A 14,702-nucleotide genomic window follows, 5' to 3' on the forward strand; every position below is an offset into this window, starting at 1 on the left:
TGGCGTTGATTTTTGGCACGCTGTTGAGTTCTCAAGGAACGGTCGCTTCCTTTGTACTCACCCTCTCGGGCTTTCCTCCGGGCGCTTCCCTTCGGCGTTCCAAACTCTATCAGTGTTTTTCCGTCTCCCTGACCACCCTCCTGCAGGCATGCAGAAGACGACCCCGGGATAGGATCTGACAAGTTTGGGTGCTGCTGAGCAAGGACGCTCGATCGCGTCGCTCGGCCTCAAGCAGGAGTACGACTGTACACGGGGCCCGGAAGCCGGAGCAAATCCATTGGGCTGGTGGTCTAGACCTCTAGCCGGTATGTTTCGTGCGGTACCGCCACTTCGGGTGACATACCCTGCTGCACAGTGCGCCGTTCGCGACGGACAGTGACGGCTCCGCTCTGAATCTCCACCTCTGGGAGGCTTCCCATGACCACCGTGACGTCCCCTCTGGCAGGACGCGCCATCGGACTGGCTGCCGTGCCTGACCCGGTCTTCTCCGGGGCCATGGTCGGCCCGGGCACCGCGATCGACCCCGTGCGTGAGCCTTCCGAGGCGGTCTCGCCCGTGGACGGAGTGATCGTCTCTCTGCACCCGCACGCTTTCGTGGTCGTGGACGAGGAGGGTCACGGCGTCCTCATTCACCTCGGTATCGACACCGTGCAGCTCAACGGCGAGGGTTTCGAGCTGCTGGTGAACAAGGGCGACACCGTGACGCGTGGTCAGAGTGTGGTCCGCTGGAACCCGGCCGCCGTGGAGGCCGCCGGCAAGTCCGCAGTGTGCCCCGTCGTGGCGCTCGAGGCCTCGGCCGAGGCTCTCTCCGATCTCCGTGACAGCGGTGAAGTGAAGGCCGGCGACAGTCTCTTCGCCTGGAAGTGACGTCACAGCCGTCGTATGACGGCACGTACGACAACCACAGCGGCGGCGGGACCCGCCGCACTATCGGAGACGGGTGAGATGGAGACAACGCTGCGAGGCGTCGGCGTGAGCCACGGTGTGGCGATCGGCGAGGTTCGGCACATGGGAACGGCGGTACTGGAGCCGCCTGCCAAGCAGATCCCGGCAGAGGACGCCGAGCGTGAGCAGGGACGTGCACGCAAGGCCGTGGAGGCGGTGGCGGCCGACCTGATCGCGCGCGGCAATCTGGCGGGGGGCGAGGCCCAGGCGGTGCTCGAGGCGCAGGCCATGATGGCCCAGGACCCCGAGCTGATGGCGGATGTGGAGCGCCGTATCGCTGTCGGGAGCACTGCGGAACGGGCCGTGTACGACGCGTTCGCCGCGTACCGTGCCCTGCTGGCCGGTGCCGGTGAGTACCTCGCGGGTCGGGTGGCCGACCTGGACGACGTGCGGAATCGTATCGTCGCCCGGCTGCTCGGAGTTCCTATGCCCGGTGTACCGGACAGCGACGAGCCGTACGTCCTCATCGCCCGTGACCTCGCGCCGGCCGACACCGCGCTGCTGGACCCGACCCTGGTGCTCGGTTTTGTCACCGAGGAGGGTGGGCCGACCAGCCACAGCGCGATCCTGGCCCGGGCGCTCGGTGTTCCGGCCGTGGTGGCGCTGCCGGGCGCGGGCGAGCTCGCCGAGGGCACGGTGATCGCCGTGGACGGCAGCACGGGCGAGATCTTCGTGAACCCGAGCGCCGAGAAGAAGGCGCAGCTGGAGACCGCGGCTGCGGAGCGGAAGGCCGCGCTCTCCGCGTCCACCGGGCCCGGTGCCACCTCCGACGGGCACAAGGTGCCGCTGCTCGCCAACGTCGGCGGTCCTGCGGATGTGCCGGCGGCGGTGGAGGCCGGTGCCGAGGGCGTCGGTCTGTTCCGTACCGAGTTCCTTTTCCTTGACGACAGCAAGAACGCCCCGTCCGAGGAGAAGCAGATCGGCGCCTACCGGCAGGTGCTGGAGGCGTTTCCCAAGGGTCGTGTGGTCGTACGTGTGCTGGACGCCGGCGCGGACAAGCCGCTGGACTTCCTGACCCCGGCGGACGAGCCCAACCCGGCCTTGGGCGTGCGCGGTCTGCGGACTCTGCTCGACCACCCGGAGGTGCTGCGGACCCAGCTGACCGCGCTGGCGAAGGCGGCCGAGGGTCTGCCGGTCTACCTTGAGGTCATGGCGCCGATGGTGGCGGACCGTGCCGATGCCAAGGCGTTCGCCGATGCCTGCCGTGAGGCGGGGCTGCGGGCGAAGTTCGGGGCGATGGTGGAGATCCCGTCGGCCGCGCTGCGGGCCCGGTCGATCCTGCAGGAGGTCGAGTTCCTGTCGCTGGGGACCAACGACCTCGCGCAGTACACCTTCGCCGCCGACCGTCAGGTGGGTGCGGTGTCCCGGCTGCAGGACCCGTGGCAGCCCGCGCTGCTCGACCTGGTGGCGCTGTCGGCGGAGGCGGCGAAGGCCGAGGGCAAGAGCTGTGGTGTCTGTGGTGAGGCCGCGTCCGACCCGTTGCTCGCGTGTGTGCTGACCGGTCTTGGTGTCACCTCCCTTTCGATGGGTGCGGCGTCGATTCCCTATGTCCGGGCGACGCTCGGCAAGTACACGCTGGCCCAGTGCGAGCGCGCTGCGGCGGCGGCGCGGGCCACGGAGAGTGCCGAGGAGGCGCGCAACGCGGCTCAGGCGGTGCTGTCCGGCGAGTAGTCGCCGGACCGGCTGTTTCTTGAGGGGCGCTCCACCCGCGGGTGGAGCGCCCCTTCGCATGGAGCGCCCTTTCGCGTGCTCAGTGGTGGTGGCCGGGGTTCTGTCCTTCCTCACCCAGGTCTGGCGGTACGCAGTAGTCGACGTCGGATTCGGGGGAGATCAGGTCTCCGGATTCGATGTCGGTGCAGTAGGCGTCGAACACCTCGCCCGCGGTGAGGGGTTGCAGACCCTCACCGCGCAGGCGCCAGCCGTAGACCCGGTCGGTGCTCCCGGGAGCGCTGGTGCGCATGACGATGCCGCCCGGGCTCCGGGTGGCGATGCCGAGCGCGAGGACCGTGGTGAATTCGAGGGCTTCGGCTTCGTCGAGTCGCAGGGCGCCCTCCTCGTCCTCGTCCGCGTGGAGGACGGAGAGGAGGGCTTCCGGGGTGGCCGTGACACTGCAGACGAGGTGTCGGTTGCCCGGTCCCGCCGTGTCGAGGATGCGGACGACGAGGCCGGACGCCCGGGTGAACGCGGCGCGGCCGATGTCCTCACCGCAGGAGGCACAGGCGCCGAGCCTGGCCAGGAGTGTGGAGGCGTACTCCCAGGTGGCCTGTCGGACCGCTTCGTCGACCAGGACGGGGACGAGGTCGGTCAGGGGTTGGCCCTGGTAGGCCACGGTCGGGCCCGTGGTCGCCAGTTCGGCGGTGAAGCGTGTGCGGCTGGACGGGATGTCGGGGTCGAGGCCTGTCTCCGCGCAGAACTCGGCGTACTCCTGCGGGTCGAAGAGGGCCACTGTGGTGTGGGTGCCCTGGGCGGCGCGGGTCTTGAGGACGGCCTCGACCTGTTGCAGATAGGTCCGGTGGTCGTCGAAGGTGAAGCTGCGGTAGCGCCGCATGGCTCGGAAGTCGTGTTCGTCGGTGAGCAGGCCGATGGTTCCGGCGATTTCCCGGCGCAGGACGCGCCGCATGGTCTGGTGGTCGGTGTCCGCCATGATTTCCCCCTGTGCACAGTCGATCAATGCTCACTCACAGTAACCGGCGGCACTGACAACGGCTCGGACGGGGCGATCACGGACCATGCGGTGCTGGAACTCGTCAGGCGCGCTTGCGGGCCAGGTCCTCGTAGAAGTGGAGCAGGTCGAGGTTGTCGATGGAGCCCGGGTTGACCGCCTTCTCCAGGGGCGCTCCCTGGAGAAGGCGTTTGACGGGGACCTCGATGCGCTTGCCGGTGAGGGTGTGCGGGACGCCGGGGACCTCGATGATCTCGTCCGGTACGTGGCGTGGGGAGAGCTGCTCGCGGATGGTCTGCTTGATGCGGCCGAGGAGGGCCTCGTCCAGGGTGGCGCCGGGGGCCAGGTGGACGAAGAGGGGCATCCAGTAGCCGCCGTCGGGCTGTTCGATGCCGATGACCAGGGATTCCTTGATCTCCGGGAGGCGTTCGACGGCTTCGTAGATGTCCGCCGAGCCCATGCGCACGCCCTGGCGGTTGAGGGTCGAGTCGGAGCGGCCGTGGATGACGACCGAACCACGGGAAGTGACGGTGATCCAGTCGCCGTGGCGCCAGACGCCGGGATAGGTGTCGAAGTAGCTGTCGTGGTAGCGGCTGCCGTCCGGGTCGTTCCAGAAGCGGATCGGCATCGATGGCATGGGGTTGGTGACGACCAGCTCGCCCACCTCGTCGACCAGCGGTTTGCCGCTGGGGTCCCAGGACCGCAGATCGGTGCCGAGGCCGGGGGCCTGGAGTTCGCCGATGTACACCGGGAGGGTCGGTACGGCGCCGGCGAAGCAGGAGCACACGTCCGTGCCGCCGCTGACGGAGGCGATCCACAGGTCGTCGCGGACCTCGTCGTGGAGCCAGCGGAATCCGTCGGGCGGCAGCGGTGATCCGGTGGTGGCGACGCACTTCACCTCGGAGAGGTCGAAGTCGCGCGCGGGGTGGACGCCGGCCTTGCGGCAGGCCATGACGTAGGCCGCCGAGGTGCCGTAGAGGGTGGCTCCGGTGCGTTCGGCGATGCGCCACTGGGCGCCGGTGTCCGGGTAGCCCGGGCTGCCGTCGTAGAGCACGATCGTCGTCCCGGTGAGCAGCCCGGAGACGAGGAAGTTCCACATCATCCAGCCGGTGGACGTGTACCAGAAGAAACGGTCCTCTGGGCCGAGGTCGCAGTGGAGGCCGAGTTGCTTGAGGTGCTCGACCAGGATGCCCCCCTGGGACTGGACGATGGCCTTGGGGAGGCCGGTGGTGCCCGAGGAGTAGAGCACCCAGAGCGGGTGCTCGAAGGGGACCTGCTCGAAGACGGGCTCGGTGTCCGCACCCGTGAGGGCGGACCATTCCAGGGCGCCTTCGGGGGCGTCCGTGCCGAGGAGCGGGATGTGTACGACGGCGCGCAGCGTGGGCAGTTCGCGGCGCAGTTCGGCGACGATCTCGCGGCGGTCGTGCTCCTTGCCGCCGTAGCGGTATCCGTCGACGGTGAACAGGACGACCGGTTCGACCTGCTGGAAGCGGTCCAGGACGCTGCGGGCGCCGAAGTCGGGCGCGCAGGACGTCCAGACGCCACCGACGGCGGCCGTGGCGAGCAGGGCGACGACGGCCTGCGGAACGTTCGGGAGGTAGCCGCTGACGCGGTCGCCGGGGCGTACGCCGAGGGCGCGGAGTTCGGCGGCCAGGGAGCCGACCTGGCGGCGGAGTTCCGACCAGGTGACGGGGCGCGGTTCGTGGGTCTCGTCGACATACAGGAGGGCCGGTTCGTCCGCGCGGGTGGCGGCGGCGCGCAGGGCGTGCTCGGCGTAGTTCAGGGTCGCGCCGGGGAACCACTGCGCCCCCGGCATCGAGCGGTCGCCGAGTACGCGCGCGTAGGGCGTCGAGAAGCGTACGTCGAACCACTCCGTGACGGCTTTCCAGAAGGTGTCCAGCTCGTCGACGGACCAGCGGTGCAGTGCCGCGTAGCCGCCCTCGGCGGGGGCGCCGTGGTGCTGGGCCGCCCAGGCCTGGAACTTCGTGACCTGAGCCTGTGCGATACGTTCCGGATCTGGCTGCCAGAGCGGCTGGGGGTTCACGGTCGACATGGGGCGGCTCCCGGACTGTGCGCGTCGTGTGCGTCGGTCGCGCACGTGCTGGGTGTGCGCGTGACGCGGCTGACACGGACGATGCCATGTGATCGACTTCTACACCAGGGCGCGCCCCACATAGTCCTCGTCGTGAAGATGTGGTCCCAGCACGGGTGAACGGAAGTTGAACGACACGCGCGCGTGGGGCGGCAAATGGCAGGGTGAGCAGCATGGACGGTCGTGACCTGGTGCGTTCGATGAGGGTGGTCGGTTCTGTGGGGGCGGCCCAGAGGTTGCGTACCGTGCGGGCGGCATGGCGCAGGAGGCGCGCGGACGCGGGGGCCCTGCCGCCGCGTGGTGCGGAGCGCGCGCGGGTGCCCGGTCCGGTGCAGGAGGTGGAGCCGGGTCCGGGCGGCGGTGTGGTCCGGTTCAGCCGCTCGGAGCTGCGCGTCCTGGTCGCTGTCAACGGGGCGGTCTTCTGGGGCTGGGACGGGGCCGCTCCCGAGCCGTCGTACGCGCTCGCGGGCCGCTGCCCCGAACCGGATCCCCGCGCGGTCCTGGAGCCGGACAAGGACGGCGGCTGGCGGGTCGTGGCCGAGCGCGTGACGGTGACCGTCTCGCGGCATGGCGCGGTCGAGGTGCAGACGCCCGGTGGTGTGGTCCTGCGCCGGGATCTGCCGCCCCGGTGGTGGGAGCCGGTCGGGGGTGGGGACGCGCGGTGGATGCAGCGCTCGGAGGTGGCCGCCGACGCGCGGTTCTTCGGGCTGGGCGGGCGGGCGGCGGGCCCGCGGCTGCGCGAGGGGACGTACCGCTTGTGGAACACCGATCCGGGCGGTTCGTTCGCTCCCGGCGACGATCCGCTGTACATCACCATGCCGGTGCAGCTGGTGGTGGCCGACGCTGCTACGCATCTGGTGTTCCACGACACCTCCTGGGACGGCACGGTGACGCTGCGGGAGGGTGAGGAAGGGGCCGGTTCGGGGCACGACCGGGCGGGGACGAGTGAGCTCCGGGTGGACGGCGGGCCACTGCGCTGCTGGGTGATGGTGGGCACCCCCGCGCGCGTGCTGCTCGCCTGGGCGTCGCTGACGGGGGCGCCGGCGCTGCCGCCCGCCTGGGCACTGGGCCACCACCACGCGCGCTGGGGCTTCGGCAGTGAGCAGGAGGTGCGCCGGATCGTCGCGGGCTACCAGGAGCGGGAGCTGCCGCTCGACGCGGTCCATCTCGACATCGACCACTACGACGAGCACCAGGTGTTCACCGTCGACCAGGAGCGCTTCCCCAAGCTGCCGGTGCTGGCGGAGGAGTTGCGGCGGGACGGGATCCGGCTGGTGTCGATCGTCGACCCGGCGGTGAAGGCCGCCGAGGGCAACGCGGTGTACGACAGCGGGACCGGCCGGGACGCGTTCGTACGGGACGCTTCAGGACGGCTGGTGCGCGGGGTGGTGTGGCCCGGAGAGGCGGTTTTCCCGGACTTCACGCACGCGCGCGTGCGCGCGTGGTGGGGACGGCTCTACGAGGAGCGGCTCGCCCAGGGGTTCTCGGGTTTCTGGCACGACATGAACGAACCCACCTCGTTCACCGCCTTCGGGGAGTCGACGCTGCCGCGCTCGGCCCGGCACGCCCTGGAGGGCCGCGGAGGGGATCATCGCGAGGCGCACAACGTCTACGCCCTGTGCATGGCCCAGGCGGGCTACGAGGGACTGCGCGAGCTGGCGCCCAAGGAGCGGCCGTTCGTCTTCTCGCGCTCCGGCTGGGCCGGCATGCAACGCTACGGGGGGACCTGGTCCGGCGATGTGGCCACCGGCTGGCCGGGGCTGAAGGCTTCGCTGTCACTGGTCATGGGGCTCGGACTGTGCGGGGTGCCGTACTCCGGTCCGGACGTGGGCGGCTTCGACGGGAGTCCGTCGCCCGAGCTGTATCTGCGCTGGTTCCAGCTGGGCGCGTATCTGCCGCTGTTCCGGACGCACGCGAGCCTGCGGGCGGGCCGCCGGGAACCCTGGGAGTTCGGCGCCGAGGTGCTGGAGCACGCGCGCGTGGCGCTCGTCGAGCGCAGACGGCTGCTGCCGTACTTCGTGACGCTGGCGCATCTGGCCCGGCGTACGGGTGCGCCCTATGTGCGTCCGCTGTGGTGGGGCGCGCCCGAGGATCGTGCCCTGCGTGACTGCGAGGACGCCTTCCTGCTCGGCGACTGCCTGCTGGTGGCGCCGGTGCTCGATCCTGGTGCGGACCGGCGGGCGGTGCAGCTGCCGCGCGGACGCTGGTACGACACGGTCACGGAGCAGGTCTACGAGGGCCCGGCCCAGGTCCTCGTGGATGCCCCCTTGTCGCGGATTCCGGTGCTCGCGCGCGCGGGTGCCGTACTGCCCGTGCGCGGCGACGACGGAGGGGTGGAGCTGGAGGTGTGGGCTCCTGCCCGGGGCCGCTCCGGGGGCGGACTGGTGGTGCCGGACGGGGGCGACGGCTGGGACGAGCCGGAACTCGAGCGGTACGTCGCCCGTTGGAGGGGGCGGAGGCTGGTGGTGGAGCGGGAGGGTGAGGGCGGCCCGGTCGAGCCGCCCTACCCGGTGCGTGTGCGGGGGCTCGGGGAGGGCTGAGTTCAGATGTAGCGGCCCTCGAACCACGCGCGTACGGCCAGGGTGTGGAGGGGGAAGGCCAGTTCCTCGGGTCTGCGCAGGAGGTCCCAGCCCTCCGTCTCGTCCGTGGCGGCGGACTGCGGCAGGCCCTCGGCCGGGCGTTCCGGAAGGAGCCCGAACAGCAGGAGGTGCCCGTCGGGAGAGCTCATGGCGTCGACGAGCCGTACATCGCGGCTCGCCGCGTCGATGCCGGTCTCTTCCTTGAGCTCGCGGACGACGGCCTGCCGCCAGTCCTCGCGGTCGTCGAGGTAACCGCCGGGCAGCGCGATCCCCCCGCGCGCGGGAGCGATGGTTCGGGTGACGACGACCAGGGCCGTGCCCTTGGTGTCGTACACCGGCTGGAGCGCGACCGCCACCGGGAGCGGATTGCGGTAGGCCACGTGGTGGCAGGCCGGACAGGTGCGCGGCCAGCCGGAGACGCCCTCTCCGTAGGGCGCTCCGCAGCTCGAACAGTGTGAGTCGGGCGCGGAGTTGGGGGTGGAGGCTAGGTTTTCGGACACGAAGCGGAATGTATCCGATCACGGGGAGGACGTCTGCCGGGGGCGGCTCAATGGCCGCCGCTGAGCGATTTCCAGGACACGGGGAAGTCGAAGTAGGTGTCCGGGTAGGGCTCCGGCTTGTACGTGTAGTGCCACCACTCCTCGGCGAGGTTCACGAACCCCAGCCCCTCCAGGGTGCTCTTGAGCAGCAGCCGGTTGGCGCGCTGTTGTCCCTGGATGCGCGGGTCGAGGGTGTGCGCGAGGGTGTCGAAGCAGTTCGACTGTAAGGAAACACCAATACGTAGAACTCCGCCAAAGCCGCAGGTCTCAGCGCCGCCGTAGATGAAATGGAGCCCCGCCGGGCCGAGGCTTCCGGTCCTCGGCGCGCGGCGGGGCTGGTGGAACGCGGTCCACCCTTCTCCCGGAAGCGCCGCTTCAGTACCGTGCGCGCGGCATATTCCAAGGAAGGTCGAGTACACCCCGTGCGAATCCGTTCACAGGCGAACCTTCTGGATGGCCGAAAGCCGCCCCACCGCGGTCTTCCGGAACCTTGGCGGGGCGGCTGCTTTCGGAGTGGCCGCCGCGAAATACCTGACTACACATCAGAAAAAGCGTCACGGCTGACGCTGACATGTGAACACGCTGCGTCCAATTTTGTCGAGTGCCTCGCGACAACCCGAAATGGATCATCGACCGACGTCGCGAGTTGGGCGCCCGCATCCGCGACCTGCGCACCGACGCGGGCCACACTCAGGAACAGTTCGCGGAGATCACCAGCATCGATCGGCGCACTCTCCAGCGCATCGAGGCCGGCGAATCCGATCCCCGCTACGGCCATCTGCTCAGGATCGCCGCGGCTCTCAACCGAGAGATTTCCGCGCTCGGTGAGTGATGCCCAAGACCCCGCCCATCCGCCACGGGGGGAGGCAGACAGGCGGGGCCGTCTAGGGGGAACTGCATCAGAGGGACGCGCGCCATCGCCCTCGTGCGAGCCTGGTCTCTCCATCGGGGCGGATCAGGACCCTTGCGCCACGCACCGGTAGTTCTCCGTGCTGGAGCCAGTAGGAACGGATCTCATCGAGGCAGTCCCAGAGCCGGCTGGGACCGCCCTGGTGGACGAGCGTCGGACCGTCGCCATCGGAGCTGGCGCGGGCCCATGACCCATCCGGGTGCGCCATAACTGCGATCCGTCGCCCGTCAGGATCCTGGTACGCATGTTCGATTCCCGGAGTAGTGATCGCGAGCATCGAGTCGAGATCCCACGCGTTGGCCACGTCAACGACTGGGTACGGGCTGATGGTGATGTCTTCGCCCTCCATGTCGTGGGCGGCGGCGAGCAGGCTGGACGCGCCGGGCGCGTAGTCGTCTCCGTGCCGGGCGTGCATGAAGCCCGCTCGGCTCCACTCGACACGGCCTCTGGCACTGCCGTCCTCCCCCTTCTCTGCGGTGACGATGAGGGACGTCCCGGCGATGGTGGTGACCAGCCTTCCGCCGACACACAGTGCCGTCAGCCAGCTTTCGGGGACCGTACGGACGGCGACAGTGGCGACGATCCTGTCGAACTGCCCCGCGCGGGCCGGGAGGGGTCCGGTCGCGTCGACGGTGTGCACGGCGGGTTCGAGGCCGATCAGCGCCAGGCGCTCGCGGGCGGCTTCCACGAGGTATGGGTCGACGTCGACGCTCGTGACGGCTCCGCCCCCGAGCCGGGACGCAGCCAGTGCCGTCCCGTACCCGCTGCCGGTGCCGACGTCGAGGAGTTCGTCGCCGTCGTCGATGCGCGCATGCTGGAACATCTGCACGACGAGGCTGGGCAGCGTGGCCGATGAAGTAGGCCGGCCGATGGGGTTGTCGTCGGGCTTGGCCCGATCCGCGTGCAGATCTCCGACGCGAGTGATGAGCGACCGGTCGTCGTACGCGGCAGCGAACCACACCTGTTCGTTGAGCGGTTCGCACAGGACCCACCGGCCAGACCCGGCTTCCCACCACTGCGGGATGAAGATGTGTCGCGGTGTACCAGCCACCAGCCTGCGCCACCGGGACGACCGGTGGGTGACACGGTCGGCCAGCTTCGCGGCGTGGGGTTCCCAGTTCACGCGGTCACTCCGAGACTCAGCGCGGGCGGCGGGGCGTAGTAGGCAGGATCGCACGCCTCAGTACTCGCGGGGTCGCAGTCGCCGGAGTCGTCCGGCGTGCACGCAGCGCGCGGCGCGGGGACGGCGTCGGTCAGATGCTGCCAGCGGTCGCTGCCCAGGATGGCGGCGAGAGGCTGCTCACGGACGTTCCCGGCGACGAGGAACCGCGACAGGATGCAGCCCGACACGGCACCATCCGGGTCGACGGAGACGCGGTAGCGGAAGCAGTTTCCGCACAGCTCTGAGGTACTCGGGATAGAGGTTCCGGGGTCGGCGGCACGCCCCACCTTGCGCGTCCGGTCCACCTTGATGCTGGTCACGCCGAGCTGACGCAGTTCCTCCTGGGCCTGGGCGATGCGCTGGCCTTCGAGGACCTCCACGATGCCCACGCGCAGGGGAATGCCGAGGCGCACGGCCTCGGCGATGTTGTCCCGGGTGCGCCGGTAACTGCCGGGCCCCTTGGTGATCTGCTCGTGCTGGGTGGCCTGGTCGCTGTAGTAGCTGGTGGCCAGGCACACGCCGGCCTTCTGGAAGGCGGACCACAGTCCGGGACGGACATGGGCGAGGTTGGAGTAGACCTCGACCTTCAGATTCAGCGTGAGGGCGTGGTCGATGTACTGCGTCAGGTACGGGGTCAGCGTGGGTTCTCCGCCGATGAACTGAACTGCGGGGATGCCCAGTGCCGCGATGTCCGTGATCACGGAGCGCCAGTCCTGCGGGGTCATCGCGCCGGCGGATGCGGTCGGTCCGGAGCTGGTACAGCAGTGGCTGCATTGCAGCTGGCAGCGGCCGGTGACCTCCAGCTCGACAGACTGGATGCCGGTCGCGGACGATTTCGAGGTGTGCAGCGGTAAGGCCGTCGTCATCAGGATCTCCTGCTTTGAGGTCTGCGGCATGAGGACCCGCCCCGCCGAGTCCTTCCGGGACCTCGACGGGACGGGCGTATAGCGGTGCGACCCTGACCCGGTGGTCGCCGCGCGGCCCCTGGTCACCGGGGCACAGTGGTATCGGTCAGCGAGCGGGACGCGACCGGTTGACACAGGCAGCGTGGATGCGCCCGGAGGATGCGGCCGCGCCAGACGGGCTGATCTTGCCATAGGGAAGATCGTCCTGGCCCGGCTTGATCCGTTGGTCGCAGGCCAGACAGATGGTGATCCCGGTGAGGTTCTCGAGGTGGTCACACAAGGCGAGCACGGAGCGGGCGAGCTTCTTCACGCGTTCGTGCTCGCCCATCAGTCCAGCGCGTTCGATCAGTGTGAGGCGCCTGCGTGCCTCCTCGACACCGGCCATGGCCACCTGAGAAATGATCTCGTCGGGGGCGTCTGCGTGGCTGCGTTCGATCTCCGGGATGAGGGCCCACAGGTCGCGGCTGAAGTCCAGACTGTGTCGCTTGATGGCCTCGTAGCGAGGGAGAACGTTCAGGGTCACGTACTCGGTTGCAGCCGCGCGCATGGCCCCGGTGTCGATGGTCGCGCGCTGTTCGCTGGTCATCATCGAGCAGCCCCCGTCTGGCGGTGCGTGGGGCACGCACACGGGGGCAGTTGGGTGCCGATGCCCTCCAAGGGCGGCTGCTGTCCGTGCGCGACGTTCAGGGTCGCGCCGGGTTCGGTGGTCGTTCCGTCAGCGCGCACCGTGTACACCCTGATGGTCATCTTCGCGCCCCGTGTGCGCTCTCGGGGCGGGGCGGTAACGTTCGTCATGTCGGCGCTCCCTCTCAGCTTCGAGCGTGGACCACACCCGGGACCGTTCGCGCGGTCGCCGGGCTTCACCTTGGAAGGGACAAGGCGGCGCGGCGTGATCCAGAGAAGTGCTCGATGAGCGTTCACGCTGCCTCCCGCCGGTCGTTGACCAGGTGTAGGTACAGCGTGACGCTGAGAGAAGGGCCGAATGCCTACAGATCTGTAGGTGTTGTAGGCGTTACCTACAGGCCGACCCAGGCCGCCATGTGGTTGAGCGTGTCCGGCGTGCGACGGGATAGGTGGACCAGGCCGCTGATCGTCTCGCGAGCGCCCGGGTGATACCGCGTCTGCTCCGGCGCCAGGCGTCGCGCTTCGACAAGCGACGTCAGCGCCGCATCCGTGTGCCCCGTCTCCATCTCGGTGCGCGCCTGGTCGATGAAGAAGTGAGCCCGGCGCGAGGTCGCCAGCTTGGAAGGTAGCGCCTTGATGATCTTCTTGGCCTTCTTCAGTGCGTCGTCGTACTGGTGCATCTCGACGGCAGCGGACATCTCGTGCAGGTCCACGTTCGTCGGGCCGAAACTGAGCCAGTGGATCTCGGAAGCGTCACCGATCTCCTTCGCGATCCGGCGTGCCTCTCCGATGTGGGACTTCACAGCGGTCGCGTCTTCGGCTCGCGCGCAGATCACCGACGCGCCCAGGTGTAGCTGGCCAGACACAGCCAGCGCCTCGCGCGTCTGGTCGGACTGGCCGACCACACTCTGCCCGGAGGCGACGAGTCTCTGCCCGATCCGGTACTCCCCCTCACGGAAGTACACCAAGGCCCGCATGTACTGGCGCACGGCCGCGAGACACGGATCAGAGGCTCGCTGCGCGGCCCAGTCCATTCTGTCCAGAGCAACCGCAGAGAGATCGTAGTAGCCCAGTTTCACGGTGATGTCGTGCGCGGTGCGATACGTCGATGCCAGGGCCTGCCACAGCTCTGTCGAGGGCGTCGCCCAAGCTGTGTGCGTGAGCTCGGCGATGATGCCCGGAAGGTCGCGGGCAGCGTTACGGAGGTGTGTGGCGCGCACCAGCTCACAAAGGTGGTCCGCTCCGGCGATCAGCTGGTGCGCTGGCCTTGTGCTCAGATCCGGGTTGGGTCCGAGGTCGTAGAGGTCCAGAGCCTCACGGATCGGGCGGACGAGTTCGGCGAGGCGATCTCGCTGCAATTCGCTCACGTACGGCTGGCCTGTGAGCACGGTGACGTCGACGTTGAGGGCCTTGGCGCATGCGGCCACGAAGTCTGACGTGGCCGGCCTCAGGCCGCATTCCACCGAGTTGAGCAGCGCGTAGGAGTACGGGATCCTGTCAGCCAGTTCACGTTGAGTGAGCCTGGCCAGTTTGCGCTGTTCCTTGATGCGTGCGCCCGTGCGGTTGTCGTCCGGTGTGGGCATACTGTCTCCGTTCTAAGCAGCCACTTGGAACAGTACCCGCCCCCGACTCTCTTGAGAGCGGGGGCGGTTGCATGTGGTCGGATAGGACCATGACGACAACTGATCGTGTGCTCTACCTGTTCGGTTCGGCCGCGCCACCCGTCTTCGATGTCGACAAGGTGATTCAGGACGCGCAGGGCAGGGGCTTCGACGTGTGTCTGGGTCTGACACCGACCGCGGCACGGTGGCTCGAACCGCAATTGTCGGAGCTTGAAGTGCTGACCGGCCATCCGGTGCGTAGCGAGTACAAGATGCCGGGCGAGCCGGATGTGTGGCCGAAGGCGGACGTGATCGCCGTCGCGCCGGCCACCTTCAACACGGTCAACGCGTGGGCGCTCGGGATCACCCGGGAATTCGTGGTGGGGGTCGTTGCCGAGGGCATCGGCAAGCAAATCCCGATGGTGGCCATGCCGTGTGTGAATGCCGCGTACGTGCAGCACCGACGCTTCGAGTGGAGCGTCTCCGAGCTGCGTGAGATGGGCGTCCGGGTGCTGTATGGCGGAGGGGGCTTCGTGCCCAACGAGCCGGGCCAAGGGAAGCCGAACGCGTACCCGTGGGGGCTCGTTCTGGATGCTGCTGAAGACCTGCTCCGTTGTTGAGGGCAGGAGCGCGTCGGGCGTGCGGGCATGAAGAAGTCCCCGCCGCCCTGAGGCGGCGGGGAT

Annotated in this window: 12 protein-coding genes and 1 pseudogene; 5 read left to right on the forward strand and 8 right to left on the reverse strand. The window is 69.1% G+C overall.

Going from position 1 to position 14,702, the window contains the following annotated elements:
• The first annotated feature begins 417 nt into the window (after window positions 1-417).
• Together ABZT17_RS34800 and ptsP are read left to right on the forward strand one after the other, a co-directional pair.
• On the forward strand, window positions 418-867 hold the full coding sequence (locus tag ABZT17_RS34800; protein ID WP_356354992.1) for a PTS glucose transporter subunit IIA: 450 nt from the start codon (window positions 418-420) through the stop codon (window positions 865-867).
• Window positions 868-945: 78 nt separating this feature from the next.
• Window positions 946-2,616 carry a phosphoenolpyruvate--protein phosphotransferase gene (gene ptsP, locus ABZT17_RS34805; RefSeq protein ID WP_356354994.1) on the forward strand — a complete coding sequence of 557 codons (1,671 nt, stop codon included), beginning with the start codon at window positions 946-948 and terminating at the stop codon, window positions 2,614-2,616.
• A gap of 79 nt (window positions 2,617-2,695) precedes the next feature.
• On the opposite strand, the gene ABZT17_RS34810 is transcribed toward ptsP, so the two are convergent.
• Together ABZT17_RS34810 and ABZT17_RS34815 are read right to left on the reverse strand one after the other, a co-directional pair.
• Window positions 2,696-3,589 (reverse strand): hypothetical protein, encoded by an 894-nt coding sequence (locus ABZT17_RS34810; protein WP_356354996.1) that lies wholly within the window; start codon window positions 3,587-3,589, stop codon window positions 2,696-2,698.
• Between the two features lie 103 nt (window positions 3,590-3,692).
• Window positions 3,693-5,660 carry an acetoacetate--CoA ligase gene (locus ABZT17_RS34815; protein WP_356354998.1) on the reverse strand — a complete coding sequence of 656 codons (1,968 nt, stop codon included), beginning with the start codon at window positions 5,658-5,660 and terminating at the stop codon, window positions 3,693-3,695.
• Between the two features lie 212 nt (window positions 5,661-5,872).
• Here ABZT17_RS34815 and ABZT17_RS34820 point away from each other — a divergent pair, with 212 nt between their 5' ends.
• Window positions 5,873-8,239 (forward strand): TIM-barrel domain-containing protein, encoded by a 2,367-nt coding sequence (locus ABZT17_RS34820; RefSeq protein WP_356355000.1) that lies wholly within the window; start codon window positions 5,873-5,875, stop codon window positions 8,237-8,239.
• 2 nt (window positions 8,240-8,241) lie between these two features.
• Here ABZT17_RS34820 and ABZT17_RS34825 read toward each other — a convergent pair whose 3' ends face one another.
• Window positions 8,242-8,778 (reverse strand): NUDIX domain-containing protein, encoded by a 537-nt coding sequence (locus tag ABZT17_RS34825; RefSeq protein WP_356355002.1) that lies wholly within the window; start codon window positions 8,776-8,778, stop codon window positions 8,242-8,244.
• A 47-nt stretch (window positions 8,779-8,825) separates the two neighbouring features.
• A pseudogene (locus ABZT17_RS34830) lies at window positions 8,826-9,035 on the reverse strand (M15 family metallopeptidase); the annotation flags it as partial.
• A gap of 383 nt (window positions 9,036-9,418) precedes the next feature.
• Here ABZT17_RS34830 and ABZT17_RS34835 point away from each other — a divergent pair.
• Window positions 9,419-9,649: a helix-turn-helix transcriptional regulator gene (locus tag ABZT17_RS34835; protein ID WP_356355003.1), complete on the forward strand. Its 231-nt coding sequence runs from the start codon at window positions 9,419-9,421 to the stop codon at window positions 9,647-9,649.
• A 67-nt stretch (window positions 9,650-9,716) separates the two neighbouring features.
• On the opposite strand, the gene ABZT17_RS34840 is transcribed toward ABZT17_RS34835, so the two are convergent.
• From ABZT17_RS34840 to ABZT17_RS34855, 4 genes are all read right to left on the reverse strand, one after another.
• Window positions 9,717-10,850: a methyltransferase domain-containing protein gene (locus ABZT17_RS34840; protein ID WP_356355005.1), complete on the reverse strand. Its 1,134-nt coding sequence runs from the start codon at window positions 10,848-10,850 to the stop codon at window positions 9,717-9,719.
• The gene (locus ABZT17_RS34845) at window positions 10,847-11,755 is read right to left on the reverse strand and encodes a radical SAM/SPASM domain-containing protein (protein ID WP_356355006.1); all 909 of its coding nucleotides are present in this window, start codon (window positions 11,753-11,755) and stop codon (window positions 10,847-10,849) included. The genes ABZT17_RS34840 and ABZT17_RS34845 overlap by 4 nt, the downstream gene beginning before the upstream one ends.
• A 145-nt stretch (window positions 11,756-11,900) precedes the next feature.
• Window positions 11,901-12,383 (reverse strand): DUF6415 family natural product biosynthesis protein, encoded by a 483-nt coding sequence (locus ABZT17_RS34850; protein WP_356355008.1) that lies wholly within the window; start codon window positions 12,381-12,383, stop codon window positions 11,901-11,903.
• A gap of 427 nt (window positions 12,384-12,810) precedes the next feature.
• Window positions 12,811-14,001 carry a helix-turn-helix domain-containing protein gene (locus tag ABZT17_RS34855; RefSeq protein ID WP_356355010.1) on the reverse strand — a complete coding sequence of 397 codons (1,191 nt, stop codon included), beginning with the start codon at window positions 13,999-14,001 and terminating at the stop codon, window positions 12,811-12,813.
• Between the two features lie 89 nt (window positions 14,002-14,090).
• Here ABZT17_RS34855 and ABZT17_RS34860 point away from each other — a divergent pair, with 89 nt between their 5' ends.
• Window positions 14,091-14,639: a flavoprotein gene (locus tag ABZT17_RS34860; protein WP_356355013.1), complete on the forward strand. Its 549-nt coding sequence runs from the start codon at window positions 14,091-14,093 to the stop codon at window positions 14,637-14,639.
• Window positions 14,640-14,702 lie beyond the last annotated feature (63 nt).

It is taken from the genome of Streptomyces sp. NPDC005648 (assembly GCF_040605395.1).
In the GTDB taxonomy this organism is placed as follows: domain Bacteria; phylum Actinomycetota; class Actinomycetes; order Streptomycetales; family Streptomycetaceae; genus Streptomyces.

Coding starts and splice junctions, on each gene's coding strand:
- ABZT17_RS34800 (WP_356354992.1), top strand. CDS start 418: ATGACCACCGTGACGTCCCCTCTGGCAGGACGCGCCATCGGACTGGCT.
- ptsP (WP_356354994.1), top strand. CDS start 946: ATGGAGACAACGCTGCGAGGCGTCGGCGTGAGCCACGGTGTGGCGATC.
- ABZT17_RS34810 (WP_356354996.1), bottom strand. CDS start 3,589: ATGGCGGACACCGACCACCAGACCATGCGGCGCGTCCTGCGCCGGGAA.
- ABZT17_RS34815 (WP_356354998.1), bottom strand. CDS start 5,660: ATGTCGACCGTGAACCCCCAGCCGCTCTGGCAGCCAGATCCGGAACGT.
- ABZT17_RS34820 (WP_356355000.1), top strand. CDS start 5,873: ATGGACGGTCGTGACCTGGTGCGTTCGATGAGGGTGGTCGGTTCTGTG.
- ABZT17_RS34845 (WP_356355006.1), bottom strand. CDS start 11,755: ATGACGACGGCCTTACCGCTGCACACCTCGAAATCGTCCGCGACCGGC.
- ABZT17_RS34850 (WP_356355008.1), bottom strand. CDS start 12,383: ATGATGACCAGCGAACAGCGCGCGACCATCGACACCGGGGCCATGCGC.
- ABZT17_RS34855 (WP_356355010.1), bottom strand. CDS start 14,001: ATGCCCACACCGGACGACAACCGCACGGGCGCACGCATCAAGGAACAG.
- ABZT17_RS34860 (WP_356355013.1), top strand. CDS start 14,091: ATGACGACAACTGATCGTGTGCTCTACCTGTTCGGTTCGGCCGCGCCA.